This is a genomic window from Saccharococcus sp. Marseille-Q5394 (assembly GCF_946901335.1).
In the GTDB taxonomy this organism is placed as follows: domain Bacteria; phylum Bacillota; class Bacilli; order Bacillales_A; family Planococcaceae; genus Sporosarcina; species Sporosarcina luteola_C.
Window position 1 is genome coordinate 622,474 of sequence record NZ_CAMPPQ010000001.1, and the last position, 16,660, is coordinate 639,133.

The window sequence follows — 16,660 nt, forward strand, 5'->3', positions numbered from 1 at the left end:
GTGATTATTTTGGGAAATCACCAAGTGATTTAAGGTTATTACTCTTTAGTAGAGCTTTACGTTCTTTCTCCAATTCAACAGCCTTTCTCTCGTTTTGGATATTTGCGACAAACGTATCGGCAAACCCATTTTTCCATTCGCCCTGCCCTGCTTTTTCTACAACTAAATCAAAGTGTCTCCTCATTTCCGTTTGACTGAGGTCATCTACTCCGTGTGATTTTAAAGTATCCAACGTCCTGTCAATCATTTCTGACGGTAGCCCCCTGTTCGAAAGCTCGTTGGTTATCATTGTTCTGTTCATATGAAGTTCGTATTCTACTTCACCGTATACATCCTGTTTCTCTTTTTGCAATTGGATCGATCTTCTTTCATCGGAAATACCTTTCGCAAATGTTTCTGCAAAGCCTCCAGAAAGATCACTAAATCCTTTTAACTTATGGTACTGCGAATGCAATTCGTCAGAACTCACATCATGCAGACCATGCTTTTCTAGAGACTGCATAGTTAAGTCCACCATTTTCGAAGACATTCCTGTATCGGACAGAACAGATTTTGTTTGTTCCAGTCTTTGTTCTCGATTGGGGAACAGTACATTTTTCTCCAGCTCGACCGCTTTGCTATTTCTGTTATCCGAGATACCCTTTGCGAATGTTTCCGCAAAATTTCCTTCCATATCTCCTCGACTACTGATCTTTTCAAATTGCTCAGCAAGTTCATCATCTGAAAGCTGATTAATGCCTGCCTTTTCGAATGCCTCCATCGTTTCTTTCTTCATCTCAGGAGTAAAGTCTTTATCATTCAGGAAGTTTTCAAGCTTACTCCTATCAAAACCGGTTAGCTTATTAGCTTTTTCTGACTGTGACATCTTGCTTAGATGGGCCAGATGCTGAGCCTTCATAGCTGAACCTGCAACATCACTAACGCCACCTTCACCAGTTACGACTCTACCAACCGAACCGCCGATTGCTGCTCCTGTCATTGCACCGGCAGGACCGCCAGTAACAGCCCCTGCGACAGCTCCACCCACTGTTGCGACATTCTGCATGCCCTTTTTAAATGGAGCGTTGAACGTTCCCGAACTCTCACGGAGTTCTCGAATAGTATTAGAACCGGAAGAGAAGATGTCCTTGATTCTGTTCCTCAGTATGAAGATTGTAGCAAACAACAACAGATTGAAAGTTGCCGCACCAACATAGCTATAAAACGGATTGGAACCACCGCTGAGCGATTTGAAATCTGCGGCATAGATGATGTCTGAAATCACAAAAACAATCAACGCAACGAATGAAACAAATATCTTCAAGGCCAAAGGTATACCTAGCTCAATGAAATAACGTTTCATTACATTGAACTGACCCGGAATGGCTGCTATCAGTAAAGCAAATGGTGCAAGAGCAGCAATCACCATGAACCAAAACTGAAATAGTATTAAACAAAGTGATAATAAGTAGATAGGAAGCGACACAAGACCGTTAATTACCATGTAAAAATAAGAGAATGCTAAACGGCTGTTCACAGCTGAATATTTCATCATGTGATTACTATGTCCATTTTTAGATGCTTCATCTTCAATAACTTTAGTTAATCTTTCTTCACCAACAGGCTCTTTTAGGATGTTTTTTACGCGTTGTACACCCCTATCTCTATCTCCTCTACCTAATGATTCGACATCATGTGTTCCATATTGCATATATAAATATGGTCTATCAACAAACATACCCCAAATACTGTCTTTCATTTTCGTTCTTGGGTCTTCTACATTCGATTCTTGTCCCCCTGAATGACTGGGAAGACTAACAACAAATCCACTTAGTTCTGTTGTAATCTTATTTGCTCCTGTTAATAGAGCGGTGTAGTTAGCAAACATAAAAATTGCGATGGTAAGCGCAATTATTGTTTGAAAGACAGATGTAAATGATTCAAAAAACGCACGTTTTACAATGAAAATGTACAAGGCATATATGCCTGTCAACACAGCAATCAGTTTTACCAGATTCCCAAAGAGTCCGAATCCGATATTGAAGGCCCCACCTGAAATACCTGTGATACTTGACATTAGGGATTCTAGCTCTACAATGATTTTTTCAGTAAAATCTGCTGTATATGCTAGGTCATACATAACCAACATTGTGTAAGTCAAAAATATATTAATGTCAAAAACAATGTTATTGACTAGATTGACCATTTCACTTAATTTATTTCCCACATTTTCTTTAACATCAGCCCAGCCGAAAAGTTTATCATAAGTATCAGCCCAAAACTTTTCCCCTTCCTCTGAGGACTCCACATCTTTATCCGAAACGGCATCTAAATGATAATAAGATTTTTGGTCATCTTTAAATACACCATACTGATCCGTAATAATATCCATGATATTTGTTTTGGAGGTAGGATCTTCTCCATCGTCTGTTGCTCCAGTATTAGCTATACCTAAAGTGAAAAACAGAATAACCATCATAGTGCTACATAATATAACTTTAGATTTAGATAGCATATGGTTTAGGCAATAAAAAATAACCCTATGCATATAGCAAGGGTTACCGTAGCCTGTTACCTCCTTTCATATTTAATTCTTTATTCCTTTGGTAATTCATGAAGTACCGTTCCAGTTTCCGCATTACTATCATTGATAATTTCTGGCCGTTCTCCATAAAAGGATTCAACTTTCCATTCACTTTCATCATTTGGTTTAATTATAATCCAACCGTTAGTTAGAACATTTTTGTCGTCTGGCGTACGATACCTATAATAAACTTCTTTCTTTTCTTCACTGTAGAAATTATCATATCTTCTCAATTCATAATTTCCTTCTAACTCCTCAAAACGATTAGGATACTCATGACTGTCCAACAGGTACGATTTCTTTTCCTTTAATTCTTCAACCCCATCAGAGGACAAATACCCCAGTATCTCAGGGTAATTCTGTTCAGTCTTTACAACCATAAAATCATGAGCTATCTCATCCGTCACTTCAAATACATCCGCATACTTCTCCGCATTATCAACAGACTTCGTTTTTGTACCTTCTTCGTTTTCAGCGGAGCACGCTGCCATAAGAAAAGTCATGGCTAAGAGCAGCAGCAAACTCCACATACTTTTTTTATACAATTCATCACTCCCTTTCAATGGTTTTTATGTTATCATACAACTCTTACTTTTTCACGTTCCCTTTCCGCTTCGGATGAAGTTGAGGAATCGAAAGCATCCAACAATTCAACAAAGACCGGATTGATTTTCACAACGGCTGACCGTCCATAAATGTCTTGGAATAATGCTTCACCACGATCCAATGACTTCAAAATTTCGATGTTCGCATCTGTTTTGGGTAGATTAAGATAGTCCAGCATCTCTTCCGCTTCACTCGTCTTACGTAAACCGAAGCTAAATTTCATCCCCATATTTGCGACATCGTTCCCATGGTCGGAAGCATTCTGAGAACCCTTCATAAGCGTAGTATTATAGAAACGGCCCATACGAACAATGAAATCCATCAGTTCAGAGCCTATTGCACTCCGCTCAATCGCGCTAGCTTCATCCTGAAGGATGAATTTATGGGTTCCCCTATCCCCTTTGAACATGTATTGCTTTGTCCAAGCGGTGATGGATATCATGATGGCTTCGGAGATCTTATGGATTGTCCGTGCATTCTTCTTTTCGCTGGATGAAGGAAGACTTAGATTCTGAATCATCAATACCTGGATTGGCTTATCGTGACCTAACACTTTGAAATTTTGTCCCACCTCACCAAAAAGCAACATGGACAACTGATTGCGTTTCAAAGTTTCTAATGTACCCCTTAACCTTTCCAATGACTCATAACGGCTATTTGACATGCTTTCTGGGCGATTCTCATACAAGTCATGGAGATAACTCAAGACGCGACCTATACACGGGTCAGGCATATTAGCTACTTCCTCCACTGCTTCACTCAAGATATTGTAGGCATCATCATTTAGATCGATGTTCGACAGATATGATAGGATGTCCATGGTAATGTCTTTGGCCTCCTCGATGCTCGTACTCGTCCTAAATGGATCGAGCGAACCTGCATCATCAGGGTCAGAGCCGAGTGTCCATACTTCAATGAATTCTTTCGGGATGAATGGCAGCCCTTTATCCCATCCAGTCCTGTCTCCTTTCGGATCAATTATCAACCCTTTCGAACCTGTCAAAGTGGCTAGATAAATGAACAGATTCATGAAGAAGGATTTACCTCTTCCGGTCATCCCTGCTACGAGTACAGATATGGAATCCACAACGTTTCCTAATCCATCGAACGCCTTAGCAGCTAGATCGGGCTGGATAAAGACCGGCTTGGAGAACTGTGAAGTATGACCGATATAAAACCCACGATTATCCCCGATATTCGTCGTGGCACCGAACATCATGCCAGCAAGCACCCCAGGAGCGACTTCCATCTTATAATCATCATGGTATTTTCTCGAACCGGGAATAGACTCCAACAAAAAGTGAAGCTGTTCACCGTATGGAGCCACGATTTTCAAGCCGAACTTAGACAATTCATTTCTTAATAAACCGACACGAGTTTTCAATTGCTCTTCGGATTCAGCAGAGACTTTAAATACGAAAGAACAGGCAAAACCGGGGAACCCAGTTTGCTTGAAATAGTTCTCCATCAATACGGTTCCACTTTGGGATACATCCACGCTCATATCAACGACTTGTCCACCTTTTTCAGCCTCTTTTCGTTGGTCCCTGAATTCTAATTTTGCATTCGTCAATTTCTTCTTGATGATTTCATTTGGTTGGTTTTCTGCACGTATGGAAATTGTCAAAGGGAATGGCATGCGTAATTGAATGCGATACAGCCATTCGCTGCCGGGATGATGTTGTACGTCATCCATATATTCTATGGTCAAGTATTGGCAATACAGGTTTTCAATATCATTGTCGTCTGTGATACGACTTAACTGCAAAGTCTTCGGTCCGACTTCCCTAATATTTGAATTCTGCAAGTCAAAGAAATCTCTTTTATTATTTCGGATCGCTTTATGTTTTTTTCCTTGCTTGTCAATCCCCTCAACAGCAGTCCCTATTTCAAAGGAAGTACGGGGCTGAACATCCGTGTTATTGTTTCGTGTACTAAAAGTCTTTTCGATAATGAAGACCAGTTCTTCCGTTGTGACTTTTTGGATACGTGAGCCAAACGAATTGGCAACTGTTGATTCAATAGAAACCGCTTGGCTTTGGTAAGCATTAATCTGACTTTGAAGAATATCATCCGGATACAAACCTACAGCCTGATAAAGAGGGGAACTAAAACCTTCAAAAAACATCTTTATGGAGGTCAATGCATTGATACCGGCATTACCGGAAACGTATCTGTTTTTCTCAGGATCTAATTGAATACCGATATAATGATGATACTCACTTGATTCATTCAATTCCCGCTCATTCTCAAGGGCTTTTTTGACTTGCTCAATAAATTGAATCCCATTCTCTTTCAGGGGATATTCTTTCAATTTCATTTCCTCGATTGTCGAGTTCAAAATTCCTTTTATATTTGTTGGGTTAGGCACGACAAGAAAATGAAGGTCAAGTCCTACATTCGTCAGGAACGACATTTGTTGTTGGAAGGGCAGAATCTTCTCGTCATCTTCCAAAAAGTCATAGTTGAAACCGTCTATTTTATAGTAAGCCCAAACGGTACCGTCATGAGAAAAGACTAAGTTGTTCTCTATGTGTTTTACGGGAAACTCGATTTTCATGTTAACCACTTCCTTTGATTTTTAATAAGAAGAAGGAAGCTGCACGTAAAGAACAGCTTCTTCCCGTTTTACGTTATTGAGGTATTTCCATCATGCAATTTTATCGCCCTCCATTTCACCGTTTGCACTTGAGATTGGCTTCTCATTTAACTCAGGGTCTTCGTTTAAAATACGGGCCAGATAATTCATAGCTTTTGCATACTCTTCATCAGCTTCTTTAGGTAAAGCAAACAATTCGTCAGTCCTGTTTGATTCAGCATAGGTATAGTAGTTATGGAATTGATAATCCCTTTCTCTCTCCACTTCTCGTCCTCTGTAAAATGTATTGTTCTTCAACTTCCTTATTTGATAGGAAATGAATGAGCGGAAAAAGTGGATTGGTGATCTCCCTTCCGTCCCGACGTCAGCAAGTAACCAAGCTAGTGCGATTGGAATTAGAATCAAAATTCCAACCGGTATCCAATTGATTAAGCGACCGATTCCAGGCGTGAAGTAAATGGCTGCTTCTATCAGCGAAATCGAAATGAAATACATGACTGCTTTCAACCGCAGCGGTCTTCCCAATTCCAAACCGAAGATTTGATAAAGCTGCCTTTCAAAACGAATGAAATTGTTCAGCACATACAGCGGAATCCTTTTAATGAGCTTTCACCTCCATGCTGTACACTATCTATAAAAGCAAGAAGGATAATCCCCCTTGCCGATAAATAAATGCGAGTTTCATTTTCCTAAACTCAATTTCTCCGCAATAAACTCGGAAATACCAATCAGGACATCTGGATTCACGATGAAAATTCCAATGAAGGCAAGACCGATAACAACACCGATCATTGCAATCCACGCTCTCTTAAAAGCTGTTACAATGAGGGCAATAAACAGAACGATGAACAAAGCCCACTTGATTTCCTCTGAAATCCATGTAAACAATCCTTCCAAACTCATTCAATTCACCTCCCTCCGCAATAAAAAAACACAGACTATTGTCTGCGTCATCCTCACCTATTCTTCTAGTTATTCTTCTTCCGGATCGTCTTCCTTATGAAGCTCTCGACCTTCAGTCGCTTCGATTTCCTCTTCATGCTTCTTATTTTTCAACTCATCGATGTATGACTTGTTGTTGATGTGTAAAACGGTGTAACGCCCTTCCTTTTCGGCCAACACTAAGAGATAAGAGGAAGTGAATTCAATTCCCGTATCCGGTTCAGCAAGAATCACCTCTGTTCTGACCACTTTTTCTTCCGCTTTTTTCCCTTCGAATATTTCCGTGTTCTTTAATCTCACAAAGTTCATTGTCTGGTTAAGTCCATTTTGGTGTTTCGGATCTTCCACGATATAAGTTAGCTTGTCCTTGGAGTCTGTTGAAAAAGCTTCAAAGAACGTGTCTAGGAAGGCCTTGATGTTTTGAGTGCTGCCATCTGTAACTGACTTTAGACCGTCCGTTTCAAGAGCAATCGTTCTAACAATCTTCTTCTGCTCCACGAAGGTGAAACTTGGCAAGTCATAAACGATAAAACGATTTTCTTCCTCGTCATAGAAAACAGGGACTGAAATATACTTATCGGCCTTCACCCTTTCAGGAGCACTTTTCGCTTTGTCTTCTGCCTGGTTATTGACTGCCGATCGTTGAAACAACACCTTCACTTGAAATGTGATAAGCGCTTTGGAATCTCCAAGATTATCTATATCCTTCAGCACAATGCTTTCACGGGTAAGTGTTGAGTTCCAATTGCTACCGCCTGTTACCGCCTCCTCGCTCAATGTGTCTGGTAGATAACGACCTAGCCTGCCGATTCGATCACTCCTTTTCTCGTTATCTACGTTCCAATTGAAATAGGTTACAAGGAAACTTTTTGCGAACTCAATTCCCTCGGCGGAAGTTGCTTTATTCAATTCTTCTTCTCCTTCAGTCACTGCATTTGAGAGACCATTAGAAGAGAATACATTGACGAGTACAATCAACAGCATAAATGAAAAAAGCAACCAGAAAGTGAGTGCCCCAAGCTTCTTAGCCCGGTATCCTTTCGGTCTGCTTTTCTTTTCCCGTATTCTAATTTCTTTTTTTCGTTTTTCATTTTCATTCGCTCTTTTGAAAATCTCAATTGCCGTTTTCAAAAGGCCGTCCTTTTGAGTACCCGACTTATTTAATCTCTTCCTCAATATCGTTTACCTCCCTCCATTTTTCTAGTTCTCCTTTTGTTAAAACTTCTTCGAGCTTCCAACTACGATAAAAATCGCGACAATCAATACAAGTGTAGTCACCGTTCCGTATTTGACTAATGAGGACTCATAAAGATTAATAACGTGCATTTTCAGCTCTTCCCACAAAGGAATCAATGATGGAAATTGCTCCAACAATAGACTTCCAATCACAACGATTAGGAATACCATAAGGATAGTCCCGATAATTAACTTAAACATTCATTCACCCCCTTTCACAGAATCGCACATCACCATCCCTTACGATATTTTCGGTGGTTAATACCGCTTGCAAAAAGGAATGCAGCTGCAACCGTTCCTATGAAGTTTCGAATGAGCAAGCTCATTGTTGTAAATCGTCCTCCTGATTTTGAATAAACGGGCTGAGCATGGGAAGGATGTTCCTTTGCAAACAGATTGATAGCTTCCTGATCGGTTTTTACTCTCCCCTCCCTCTTATAAGCAATCAATTGCTCCAAAACCTCTTTGGTATGATATTTCGACATTAATGAAGATTGATTTTTCAAGGCAAGCTCAACAGTTTCGATGTTCACCTGAACGGCTTTTTTATTTTGCTCATAAAATGCCAACTCTTTTAGGTTCACCTTCTTCTCCCTAAGGAAGTACTTGACGGCTGAATTGTAAATCCATAAGAACAAGATTATTACACTCGTATAGACAGAAGTGTAAAACAGAAAGACAGGTGCATAGATGAAAATAAAAGGGTCAATTCCATTACGGACATAATTCACGAAGATCATAAAAACAGGCAACCAGATGAACAATCGTTTCACGATCTTCCGCATGGTTGCCCTGCTTATCATTTTTTTACGACCCTTGTTTTTTTGAACGGATTCTAGTTCCTTTAATTCCTGTTCCAACATTTCTTTCAGTATGACCGCCTTATAGGTTCGTTCCAAACTCATCTGCATATTCCTCGCTCCTTTCACAATGAAATCCTCAGGATGCAGCCCTGTAGCGAGCTTTCAATCCATCCAATTTTATATAAGGCATATCTACGCAGTAATAGTCACCTCCACGATGCTCAATCCGGGAGGAAATGTAATAGCCCCCATCTTTCATATCCGGGTCTTCGCGCCAAACGTCAATCAAGGAACCACTCGTAAATTCTCTGCCACATAGTTCATAGCGACCCCGGTTATTCTTCAGCAAGTGCCCTTCTATCAAAACCTTCTTATTCAAATCGACGATAGAAGAATAAGCCTCCTCAAGTCCCTCCATCGCTTTGTACAATATGTGATATTTTTGGACAGCATCAGCATTCAAATTGAACACATTTATATTTTCCATAAGGTCCCGAGTATCTGTTAAAAGACGTTTTATTTGATATTCAGCTTCTACATAAGATTCGATAGTTGTTTCCAGTAGCTTCATTGGTATAGTCTCCTTTCATTTTCAACAAGTCCCGATATAAATGTTCTGAACTCCATCGCCGAACGGATTCCCAACGCTTCTCGTATTCTCTTCTTCGGAATTCCCTCGTCAAGCAGCATTAATATTTCCTGGGTGGTTATGTCCTGTTTTTTCTCAAGGATAGCTTCAAGATACGTATCTGTATTCCAAAGTTCGTCACCTACTTTACGCATTTCTATATAATTGGGACAGCCACCGCAGAGAGCTTCGACCATCTCCCTGTCATTCGAACGGTCCCCCATCATCACCAATTCTTTAAAGAGACAGGAATCACACACCCTCAACGTTTTACAAACCTTCAAGAACTTTTTCTTCTTACTTATACGTAGCTCTTCCTTAGTCTTCAATTTTTTTGCACCTCCATGAATGGTTAGAATTCAATACCAAAAGACGACAGCATCGCACTTGCGCTATCGTCTATCGCTTGTTCCGTTATTGTCGAGACTTCATTCGTATCATCCGTCCGGACATTCCCGGCTGACAGACTGCTCTCAATTTTCGTCAATAGCTCCAAATGCTGTTTCACCAAGTCTTCTCGCAATAGCTGCACTTCTTTTAACAATCGCCTGTTTTCCTCATTCGATTTTTGATGTCCCGACAGTGTCCGGACCGCTAAACGTAGCATCTGCCTGATGGTCTCGCTTCGCTTGTTGTCTGGTACGCGTGCCAATAGGTTGTAGATTTCTTCATCCTCTTCTTGAAGACGGAAGCTATACCGCTTTTCCCAATTTGCATTCATATCACATCACTGACTTATGACGGCGATCCAGCTGCTCAAATACGGACTTGCCTAATCTCAAATAGCCGATTGTGTTGGCAAATTGGCTTTCCGTTATCTTCAACAAACGGTTATCAAAATGGGGCTGGATAAAAGACTCGAACAGTTCGCCACCCCCACCGGCCAAGAAAATCGCATCAAACAGATCCGATTCTTCAGCCCATACGTTTTTCAATCGATCTACAATGTTAGAGGCTATGGACTTCTTACTGGATTGGATAATTTGACTGAAATCAATACTGTTACCTTTATACTTCAATTGTTCATCCTTTAAGATCCGATTGATATAAAGCTCACTCAAATCCGCGCCACCTGTTTGCGTCTTGAAGGATTGTCGAATATCCCTATACAAATTATTTACACCGTCATCCACAGTACCGGATAACTTCGCCTTCGGAACAAATGATCCGTTCTCCTGGATCTCTACAACAACAAAATCTGTCGTCCTAAAACCGATATCGATCAAACCGATCAGAGACCCTTGATTCATGAATTGAGGATAAGTGAACTTCCCTTCATGATTGATCAGGGCTGAAAAGATGGCTGAAGCACCTTGTGGAAATACTAGTGCGCGTTCTACGTTCACTTGTTTCCCACCTTCAACTAACGGACCCGACTTCCATTCAATAAACGACTGGATGCCAGTGATGGATGATTGAAAGTCCTTGGCTTGCGCCTGATAGAAGTCAAGCGGAAGACCAGTTGAAAGATTGACTGAGCCTCCTCTGCCACCCGTGACAAGCTGTATGGCTGTATTCAAAAGGATATGTGTGTAAATATGATTGAACCGTTCACGTTCAAAGATACGAGATAACGAGCGTGATTCATTGGCAAGTTCACCTACAAAATAATCTTCATTCTCGATGGTTACATGCATGTTTGCCATATCATTCGGAGTATCACCGAGGATATTCGTAATTCCCCTGTCGTACCCTTTCCCGACCAGCGAAGGGAAAATGACACGCTTCCCTGATGATGATATCGCCTTAACAAATCCATAGCCCAAATCGACTGCAACGTTCTCCAACCTAATGACCTCCTAAAATTTCATATTCAACTTTGCTACAATAACCCAACATGCATAAATAATGAGTGATAGCCTTGTGATTCTATCAATTAATGTGAAACTCAATGATGGTATTGAGATGCCCACAGATTTACTTGAGGGATAGAACAGCTTCACTTTTCCAGTCAGCATGTCTCCTATAATGTGAGCAAGGATTCCACCAATACATGCATATGTCACCCACAACTCGGCAAATGGATAAACCAGTATGCCGATAACGAATGCAAATAGAAGCGAATGAGTAAAGGTACGATGACCAAACAATGAATGGATTGGATAGGATACAAAGAAAAACAGTTTCCCGAACTTTGATTTCGGTTCATCAAGATCTGGAATGACTCCTGAAACAGCTCCAACCGCAGCCCCTTTCCAATCACCCCCTGTCACCGTATAACCTGCTACCATTCCTGAAATAGCGTGAGTGGACCACTCCACCAGACAACACCTCACTTTTTAATTCATCAGCCTCCATGTCCTTACAATCTCCATTCTCACCTATCCTTTTATCAAACAAAGGAAAACATGGGCTGGAAAATTGGAGTAAGAGCGAACAATACATCGCTACACCATCCTTTTTCCAGCCCATGTTTTAGATTGTTTTTTGTATCTTCTGATTAGGCAGCCTGATGCTGAAATATTCCATTACTCAATATGAAAAAGCTGCCATGTAAAGGCAGCCGATTCTTCAACTAAGCACCCGTTAGTTGAATAAGATATTTTGTTTACCCCTCAACGATTGCAAGATATTTTTTGGTTTCTCCATCAGATTCAACAATTAAAATATCTTCTCTTTCTTTGGTGGAGAAAATCCTTGCACCAATAGGAAGTTTATTCGACATTTCATCTTTAAAATCTGTGTTAGTATCGTTTTTTGATTTAATTTCACCGATTTGAACATCTTTTGTTAAAGACAATTCTTCTACCCAATCAATATTTGTTTGATAAATTACGCCCTTAAACTGAAAAATATCAGCATCAGAATCCAATGTTAAAACTTCTTTAGCATCGATACTATCAACCGTTACTGTGGTTAAATCCCCTTCAGTTGAATCCCCTTCATTGGAACATCCACTAATCGTAATTAACGCTAATGCAATCAGGACATAAAATAACTTTTGAACCAAAATAAAACCCCCTTTTGTATATAGTCGGAAATACTCCATCATAAGTTTCTTGTTTAACTAAACTGCACCGTTAGTTTAAGTGAAAACTTTCACAACATTTAAATTTATTTTACCATAAGTCTCCAAATCCAACACTGCAAATTTTTTGCGTTATTCAATTGTATTCGATTTAATGTGCTAATTCATGGGTTCTCCCCAACAACCGAACCTGATATGGTGAACGTTATATTTTCTATTTGTCCACTTTCACTTCGATGATATAAACCTGCATTTGATGAGTGCTTTTCCTAAGGAGTAGCCCTATATATAAGAGTGAGATAGGACGCCATTGGCAAAACGGCCAAGAATCGCTTTATGACAACGTTCGTTGCCGTTTTAGGGTGTGACAGAAAAGTCACAGGGGTGTGATTTAATTGTCACACCCACTTTCGAGAAATTCCCCTTTAATTCGAAAAGTCAAGGGGTGTGATAAATATGTCACACCCCAAATAGGTCATTTACCGGCTTTTTGCTTCTTTTTGAACTCCAAAAAGGTTTTTCTTTTATACAGTTTCCCGTGTTCCTCATTCTGGTGAATCCATAATTTCCACGGCAGCAATACTTTCTTCCTTTCCAATCGATCAAAGGTAATGATCAGTTTGGATAAAGTGGCATCCACCTTGTTTCGATCACCTGCATAGATAATTTCAGGGTTCATAAACAGAGGTCTTCGTGAAACATTGCGGTTAAACTCTTTGATCTCTTGAACATCCACAAATTCATAGATCACCCCTTTTTCAATCAACTTGCTTAATACACGGCTACAGCTCTCCCTGCTCCTGTTCAAATAAATTGCTAAATCGGAGACAGTCATAAATTGTCCGGTCTCTTGATCCGTGACTGCATTCGAATGAAACTCGACTAATGGTGACAGGGAAAATAAAAAACCTAGCTCTGCATTCGTCAGGTGTTCATTCCTGACTAGCACATCTAGGTTATCTTTGATTCCCTGCACAAAAGTTGCCTTGTTCTTCTGTTCCAGTTTGTAGAGGCCGTACCCCTGCTCATTCGCTTTACGCTCTTCATTGGCTACACTCACTAAATCAACGACTGACTTACTATCACGCAATCTAGCTTTCTTTTCCGCTGACTCTAGATGTTCCTTTAAATTCATACATTCACCGCCTAACTATGCTAGCTTCATTTACGAATCGATTATTGTAACTGATATATGTTCTTATCCGTTGTGCCAACCTGCTATTCCGATTAGCCAATTTGTTATTGTTGATTGCCATATTCATTGCCTTCTGTGTACCGATTAGAACAATCTTCTCCTTTGCCCTTGTCATTCCTGTGTACATAAGATTACGAGCAAGCATGACATAATGGCTGGTCGTTGCAGGGATGATGACAATCGGTGCTTCACCCCCTTGCGACTTATGGATGGTGATGGCATAGCCAAGCTCTAATTCTTTCGTATCTGCCTTTTCATATGTCACTGTCCATCCAGAAAAGTCACAAGTCATCACTTCCACGGTTTCGTTATCTTGATTTACCTCTTTTGAAATTTGGACGATGACCCCGATATCTCCATTGAAAACACCTTTTGTTTTATTGTTCTTAATCTGAATCACTTTATCGCCAAGCCTGAAAAGCCTCTTGCCGATTCTCCACTCACTTTTCGTTTGATCAGGAGGATTTAAAGCTTCCCGTAGCTGCTCATTCAATGTGATTGTGCCGACGGGACCTTTTTTCATCGGGCTTAAAATTAAGATATCGGACAAGGGATGCCCCAACTCCTGAAAACGAAGTGCGCTTCTGACAATCAGATTAGCTATCCGCTTCGGATCTTCTTGATGGATAAAATAAAAATCACCTTTATCATCATTGATAAGAAGTGATTTCCCTTTATTGACTCTATGGGCGTTGCTGATAATCTGACTTTCTTCGGCTTGTCTAAATACTTCTGTCAGGCTGACTGTAGAAAGACCTGCCTTAATCATATCGCTAAGAACATTGCCAGGGCTGACGGAAGGCAGTTGGTCAATGTCACCAACAAAGAGTATCTTTGTATCGCGCTCAAGGGCATCCAACAACAAACTGGCCAACTGAACATCAACCATAGACATCTCATCAACGATCAAGAAATCGCAAGGCAACTTGTCTTCCCAATTATATTGGGGAATCTCTCCTTGCTGGAATCCAATTAATCGATGAATTGTCGAAGCCTCATATCCTGCCACTTCGGACAGTTGACGACTTGCTTTACCGGTGGGGGCTGCCAAGCGGACATTTTTTCCGGGATACATTTCTTTATAGATATCCAACATGGCACGTATAACGGTTGTTTTCCCAGTTCCGGGTCCACCTGTTAGTATCAGAATCTGTTCCTCGAATAAGCGCCTGACTGCAACTCGTTGCTTTTCAGCCAAGATGATTCCATGTTTCCTCTGATACTTCATTATCTGCTTTTCGAGCGAAGGCAATGCTTCGCCACCCCGAGAACCCTTCATTTCTGAAAGTTTCCGGGCTAACCTGTCTTCATATGTGAATAAAAACTTGGGATAAACGCAACCATCTTCAATTACAATCTGTTTTTCTTCTAAACGATAGATGCTTTGAGTCAATTCATCCATAGATACTTTATCAGCAACTGAAGCATTATGATTTAAGGCACGTTCCGCTTCTTTCAAGAGCTCATCTTCCGAAACAAAACAATGTCCCGAACTAAAACACGTTTCCTTCAAGATGTAATTCACGCAAGCATCAATTCGAAATCCAGACAAAGGGGAAATCCCCATTTTACGAGCAATTTCATCTGCCTTTAGAAAACCTATCAAATTCAACTCTGTTAGCTTATATGGATTTTCAGTAACGATGGCAATCGTATTGGATTCATATTCCTTATACAGACGCATAGCCATATTTGCCGTAATTCCATAGACAAGCAACTCCGAAAGAATTCTTTGGACTTCAAACGTGGACTTGACACTTTCAACAATTTGATTGGCTCGTTTCTTTCCTATTCCTTTGATGCCTTGTAAACTTTGTTCGCCTTGTTGAGAAATGATTGGTAATGCCTCTTCTCCCAGATGTTCAGCAATGAGTGTCGCTTGTTTGGCTCCGCACCCCTTAACAAGTGGCGAGGAAAGGAATGCGATAATCTGGTCTTTCGTTTGTGGGATCGGCCTTTCCCAAAAGGCGACTGCTAGTTGTTTACCGAATTTCGGGTGCATCTCCCAAGTACCTTGCACTTGGATTTCCTCACCTTTATACACCCGATAGATATTTCCCTTAACAATGATTTCCTCTTCGCCTGTCTTCAATTTAGCGATTAAGAATTCTTCATTTCGATACAGCACTTTCGAGATTTTCCCAATATAGACGTTCATTCTATGTTCACCTCGCTACTATGCCGGTAGATCCAATCCTTTAACCGATGGAGGAAATCATCGACATTTGTGGCTGGAAAGAGGTTCTGAATTTCAATTTCATTGTAAAGGCCCAGAAACAAGGTTCTCGGTATGATGACTGATTGACGTTTTCGACGGACCAACGCTTTACAACGCTCTACCAGGCTCTTAATCGGATTGGATGGTTCTACTGTTGCTTTCATCTCAGTAACAGATTCAATCAGCGTAGTTTCAAGTGAATCAATGCTTTCAAGCAACTCACCTTCTTGTACAGTTCCCATAGCTTTGTTCGCTTCATGTAGCATTTCATTTTTCATGTCTTTGATTTCCTCATTGGATAATAGTTCATCTAGTTGCATTTCCACTTCCGGAGTAACATCAACCTGAGTAAAGAAAGCATCCACTTCTTCTTGCGGAATATTATACTTACTTGGAATCCCAGCTACATTCGGAATCGATTTCACTAGATGCCAAATATTATCTGGGAAATAATGAAAGTTAACATTCAACTCAACTAAAATGTACCCACTTAAAACGCTACTGATTTTCCTTGTACCTTTACGAGCTTCTCGCAATTCACTTGATAGTTGCCGGATGTTTTCCTTAAAACTGTTGAGTAATTTAAGCGAGTTGGCATCTTCATATACTTTAAGACTGTCACAAGCTGCGCGGAGGTTACTTAAACCGGCCTGAATCCGTTTCACATATAAATGATCCGAAATGTCTTCGGTCTTTAAAGCGGATAGATCACACAAGTCATGTTCGTTTCGAATGATTTCAGTGAATGTTTCCATTGCATATATTGCTTTAACCATCGAATCGCCTGTCCTCTGCAAAGCCGCTTTCAACATTTCTTTCACTTCAATCTCTTTGCCAGAACGCACTTGGACTACAAAGTATGCCATCTCTCTTCATCCTTTCAAAAGTTATTTATCAGTACA

17 protein-coding genes are annotated in these 16,660 nt (G+C 40.4%); all 17 read right to left on the bottom strand.

The annotated features are described in order from the left end of the window. Positions 1 to 4: 4 nt before the first annotated feature. The 17 genes from OC538_RS03090 to OC538_RS03170 all read right to left on the bottom strand — a co-directional run bounded on the left by OC538_RS03090 (position 5) and on the right by OC538_RS03170 (position 16,624). Positions 5 to 2,527, bottom strand: coding sequence for a glycine zipper family protein (locus tag OC538_RS03090; protein WP_410055845.1), 2,523 nt, complete (start codon positions 2,525 to 2,527; stop codon positions 5 to 7). Positions 2,528 to 2,574: 47 nt separating this feature from the next. Further along, the gene (locus tag OC538_RS03095; RefSeq protein WP_262173262.1) at positions 2,575 to 3,108 is read right to left on the bottom strand and encodes a hypothetical protein; all 534 of its coding nucleotides are present in this window, start codon (positions 3,106 to 3,108) and stop codon (positions 2,575 to 2,577) included. A 32-nt stretch (positions 3,109 to 3,140) separates the two neighbouring features. Further along, the gene (locus tag OC538_RS03100; protein ID WP_262173263.1) at positions 3,141 to 5,729 is read right to left on the bottom strand and encodes an ATP-binding protein; all 2,589 of its coding nucleotides are present in this window, start codon (positions 5,727 to 5,729) and stop codon (positions 3,141 to 3,143) included. 90 nt (positions 5,730 to 5,819) lie between these two features. Further along, a complete protein-coding gene (locus OC538_RS03105) occupies positions 5,820 to 6,350 on the bottom strand; it encodes a conjugal transfer protein (protein WP_262173264.1) in 531 nt (176 codons plus the stop codon). Between the two features lie 99 nt (positions 6,351 to 6,449). Beyond that, entirely contained in the window at positions 6,450 to 6,671 is a 222-nt protein-coding gene (locus OC538_RS03110; protein ID WP_251695176.1) for a hypothetical protein, read from the bottom strand. A gap of 69 nt (positions 6,672 to 6,740) precedes the next feature. After that, positions 6,741 to 7,886 carry a conjugal transfer protein gene (locus tag OC538_RS03115; RefSeq protein ID WP_262173265.1) on the bottom strand — a complete coding sequence of 382 codons (1,146 nt, stop codon included), beginning with the start codon at positions 7,884 to 7,886 and terminating at the stop codon, positions 6,741 to 6,743. 39 nt (positions 7,887 to 7,925) lie between these two features. After that, positions 7,926 to 8,147: a hypothetical protein gene (locus tag OC538_RS03120; RefSeq protein WP_262173266.1), complete on the bottom strand. Its 222-nt coding sequence runs from the start codon at positions 8,145 to 8,147 to the stop codon at positions 7,926 to 7,928. A 29-nt stretch (positions 8,148 to 8,176) separates the two neighbouring features. Next, the gene (locus OC538_RS03125) at positions 8,177 to 8,857 is read right to left on the bottom strand and encodes a hypothetical protein (protein ID WP_262173267.1); all 681 of its coding nucleotides are present in this window, start codon (positions 8,855 to 8,857) and stop codon (positions 8,177 to 8,179) included. A 28-nt stretch (positions 8,858 to 8,885) separates the two neighbouring features. After that, positions 8,886 to 9,320: a DUF5348 domain-containing protein gene (locus tag OC538_RS03130; protein ID WP_262173268.1), complete on the bottom strand. Its 435-nt coding sequence runs from the start codon at positions 9,318 to 9,320 to the stop codon at positions 8,886 to 8,888. Beyond that, positions 9,317 to 9,706, bottom strand: a complete 390-nt coding sequence (locus tag OC538_RS03135; RefSeq protein WP_262173269.1) for a hypothetical protein — start codon at positions 9,704 to 9,706, stop codon at positions 9,317 to 9,319. The genes OC538_RS03130 and OC538_RS03135 overlap by 4 nt, the downstream gene beginning before the upstream one ends. 23 nt (positions 9,707 to 9,729) lie before the next feature. Continuing rightward, the gene (locus OC538_RS03140) at positions 9,730 to 10,098 is read right to left on the bottom strand and encodes a hypothetical protein (protein WP_262173270.1); all 369 of its coding nucleotides are present in this window, start codon (positions 10,096 to 10,098) and stop codon (positions 9,730 to 9,732) included. 1 nt (position 10,099) lies between these two features. Then, complete coding sequence (locus OC538_RS03145; protein ID WP_262173272.1) at positions 10,100 to 11,164, bottom strand: ParM/StbA family protein; 1,065 nt, start codon at positions 11,162 to 11,164, stop codon at positions 10,100 to 10,102. Between the two features lie 12 nt (positions 11,165 to 11,176). Beyond that, positions 11,177 to 11,638 (bottom strand): metal-dependent hydrolase, encoded by a 462-nt coding sequence (locus tag OC538_RS03150; RefSeq protein ID WP_262173274.1) that lies wholly within the window; start codon positions 11,636 to 11,638, stop codon positions 11,177 to 11,179. A gap of 287 nt (positions 11,639 to 11,925) precedes the next feature. Then, positions 11,926 to 12,327, bottom strand: a complete 402-nt coding sequence (locus OC538_RS03155) for a hypothetical protein (protein ID WP_316044266.1) — start codon at positions 12,325 to 12,327, stop codon at positions 11,926 to 11,928. A gap of 493 nt (positions 12,328 to 12,820) precedes the next feature. Next, a complete protein-coding gene (locus OC538_RS03160) occupies positions 12,821 to 13,480 on the bottom strand; it encodes a helix-turn-helix domain-containing protein (RefSeq protein ID WP_262173277.1) in 660 nt (219 codons plus the stop codon). Between the two features lie 4 nt (positions 13,481 to 13,484). Then, positions 13,485 to 15,698, bottom strand: coding sequence for an ATP-dependent RecD-like DNA helicase (locus tag OC538_RS03165; protein ID WP_262173278.1), 2,214 nt, complete (start codon positions 15,696 to 15,698; stop codon positions 13,485 to 13,487). Beyond that, a complete protein-coding gene (locus OC538_RS03170) occupies positions 15,695 to 16,624 on the bottom strand; it encodes a transcription termination/antitermination NusG family protein (protein ID WP_262173279.1) in 930 nt (309 codons plus the stop codon). Before OC538_RS03170 ends, OC538_RS03165 begins: the two co-directional genes overlap by 4 nt. Between the last annotated feature and the right edge of the window lie 36 nt (positions 16,625 to 16,660).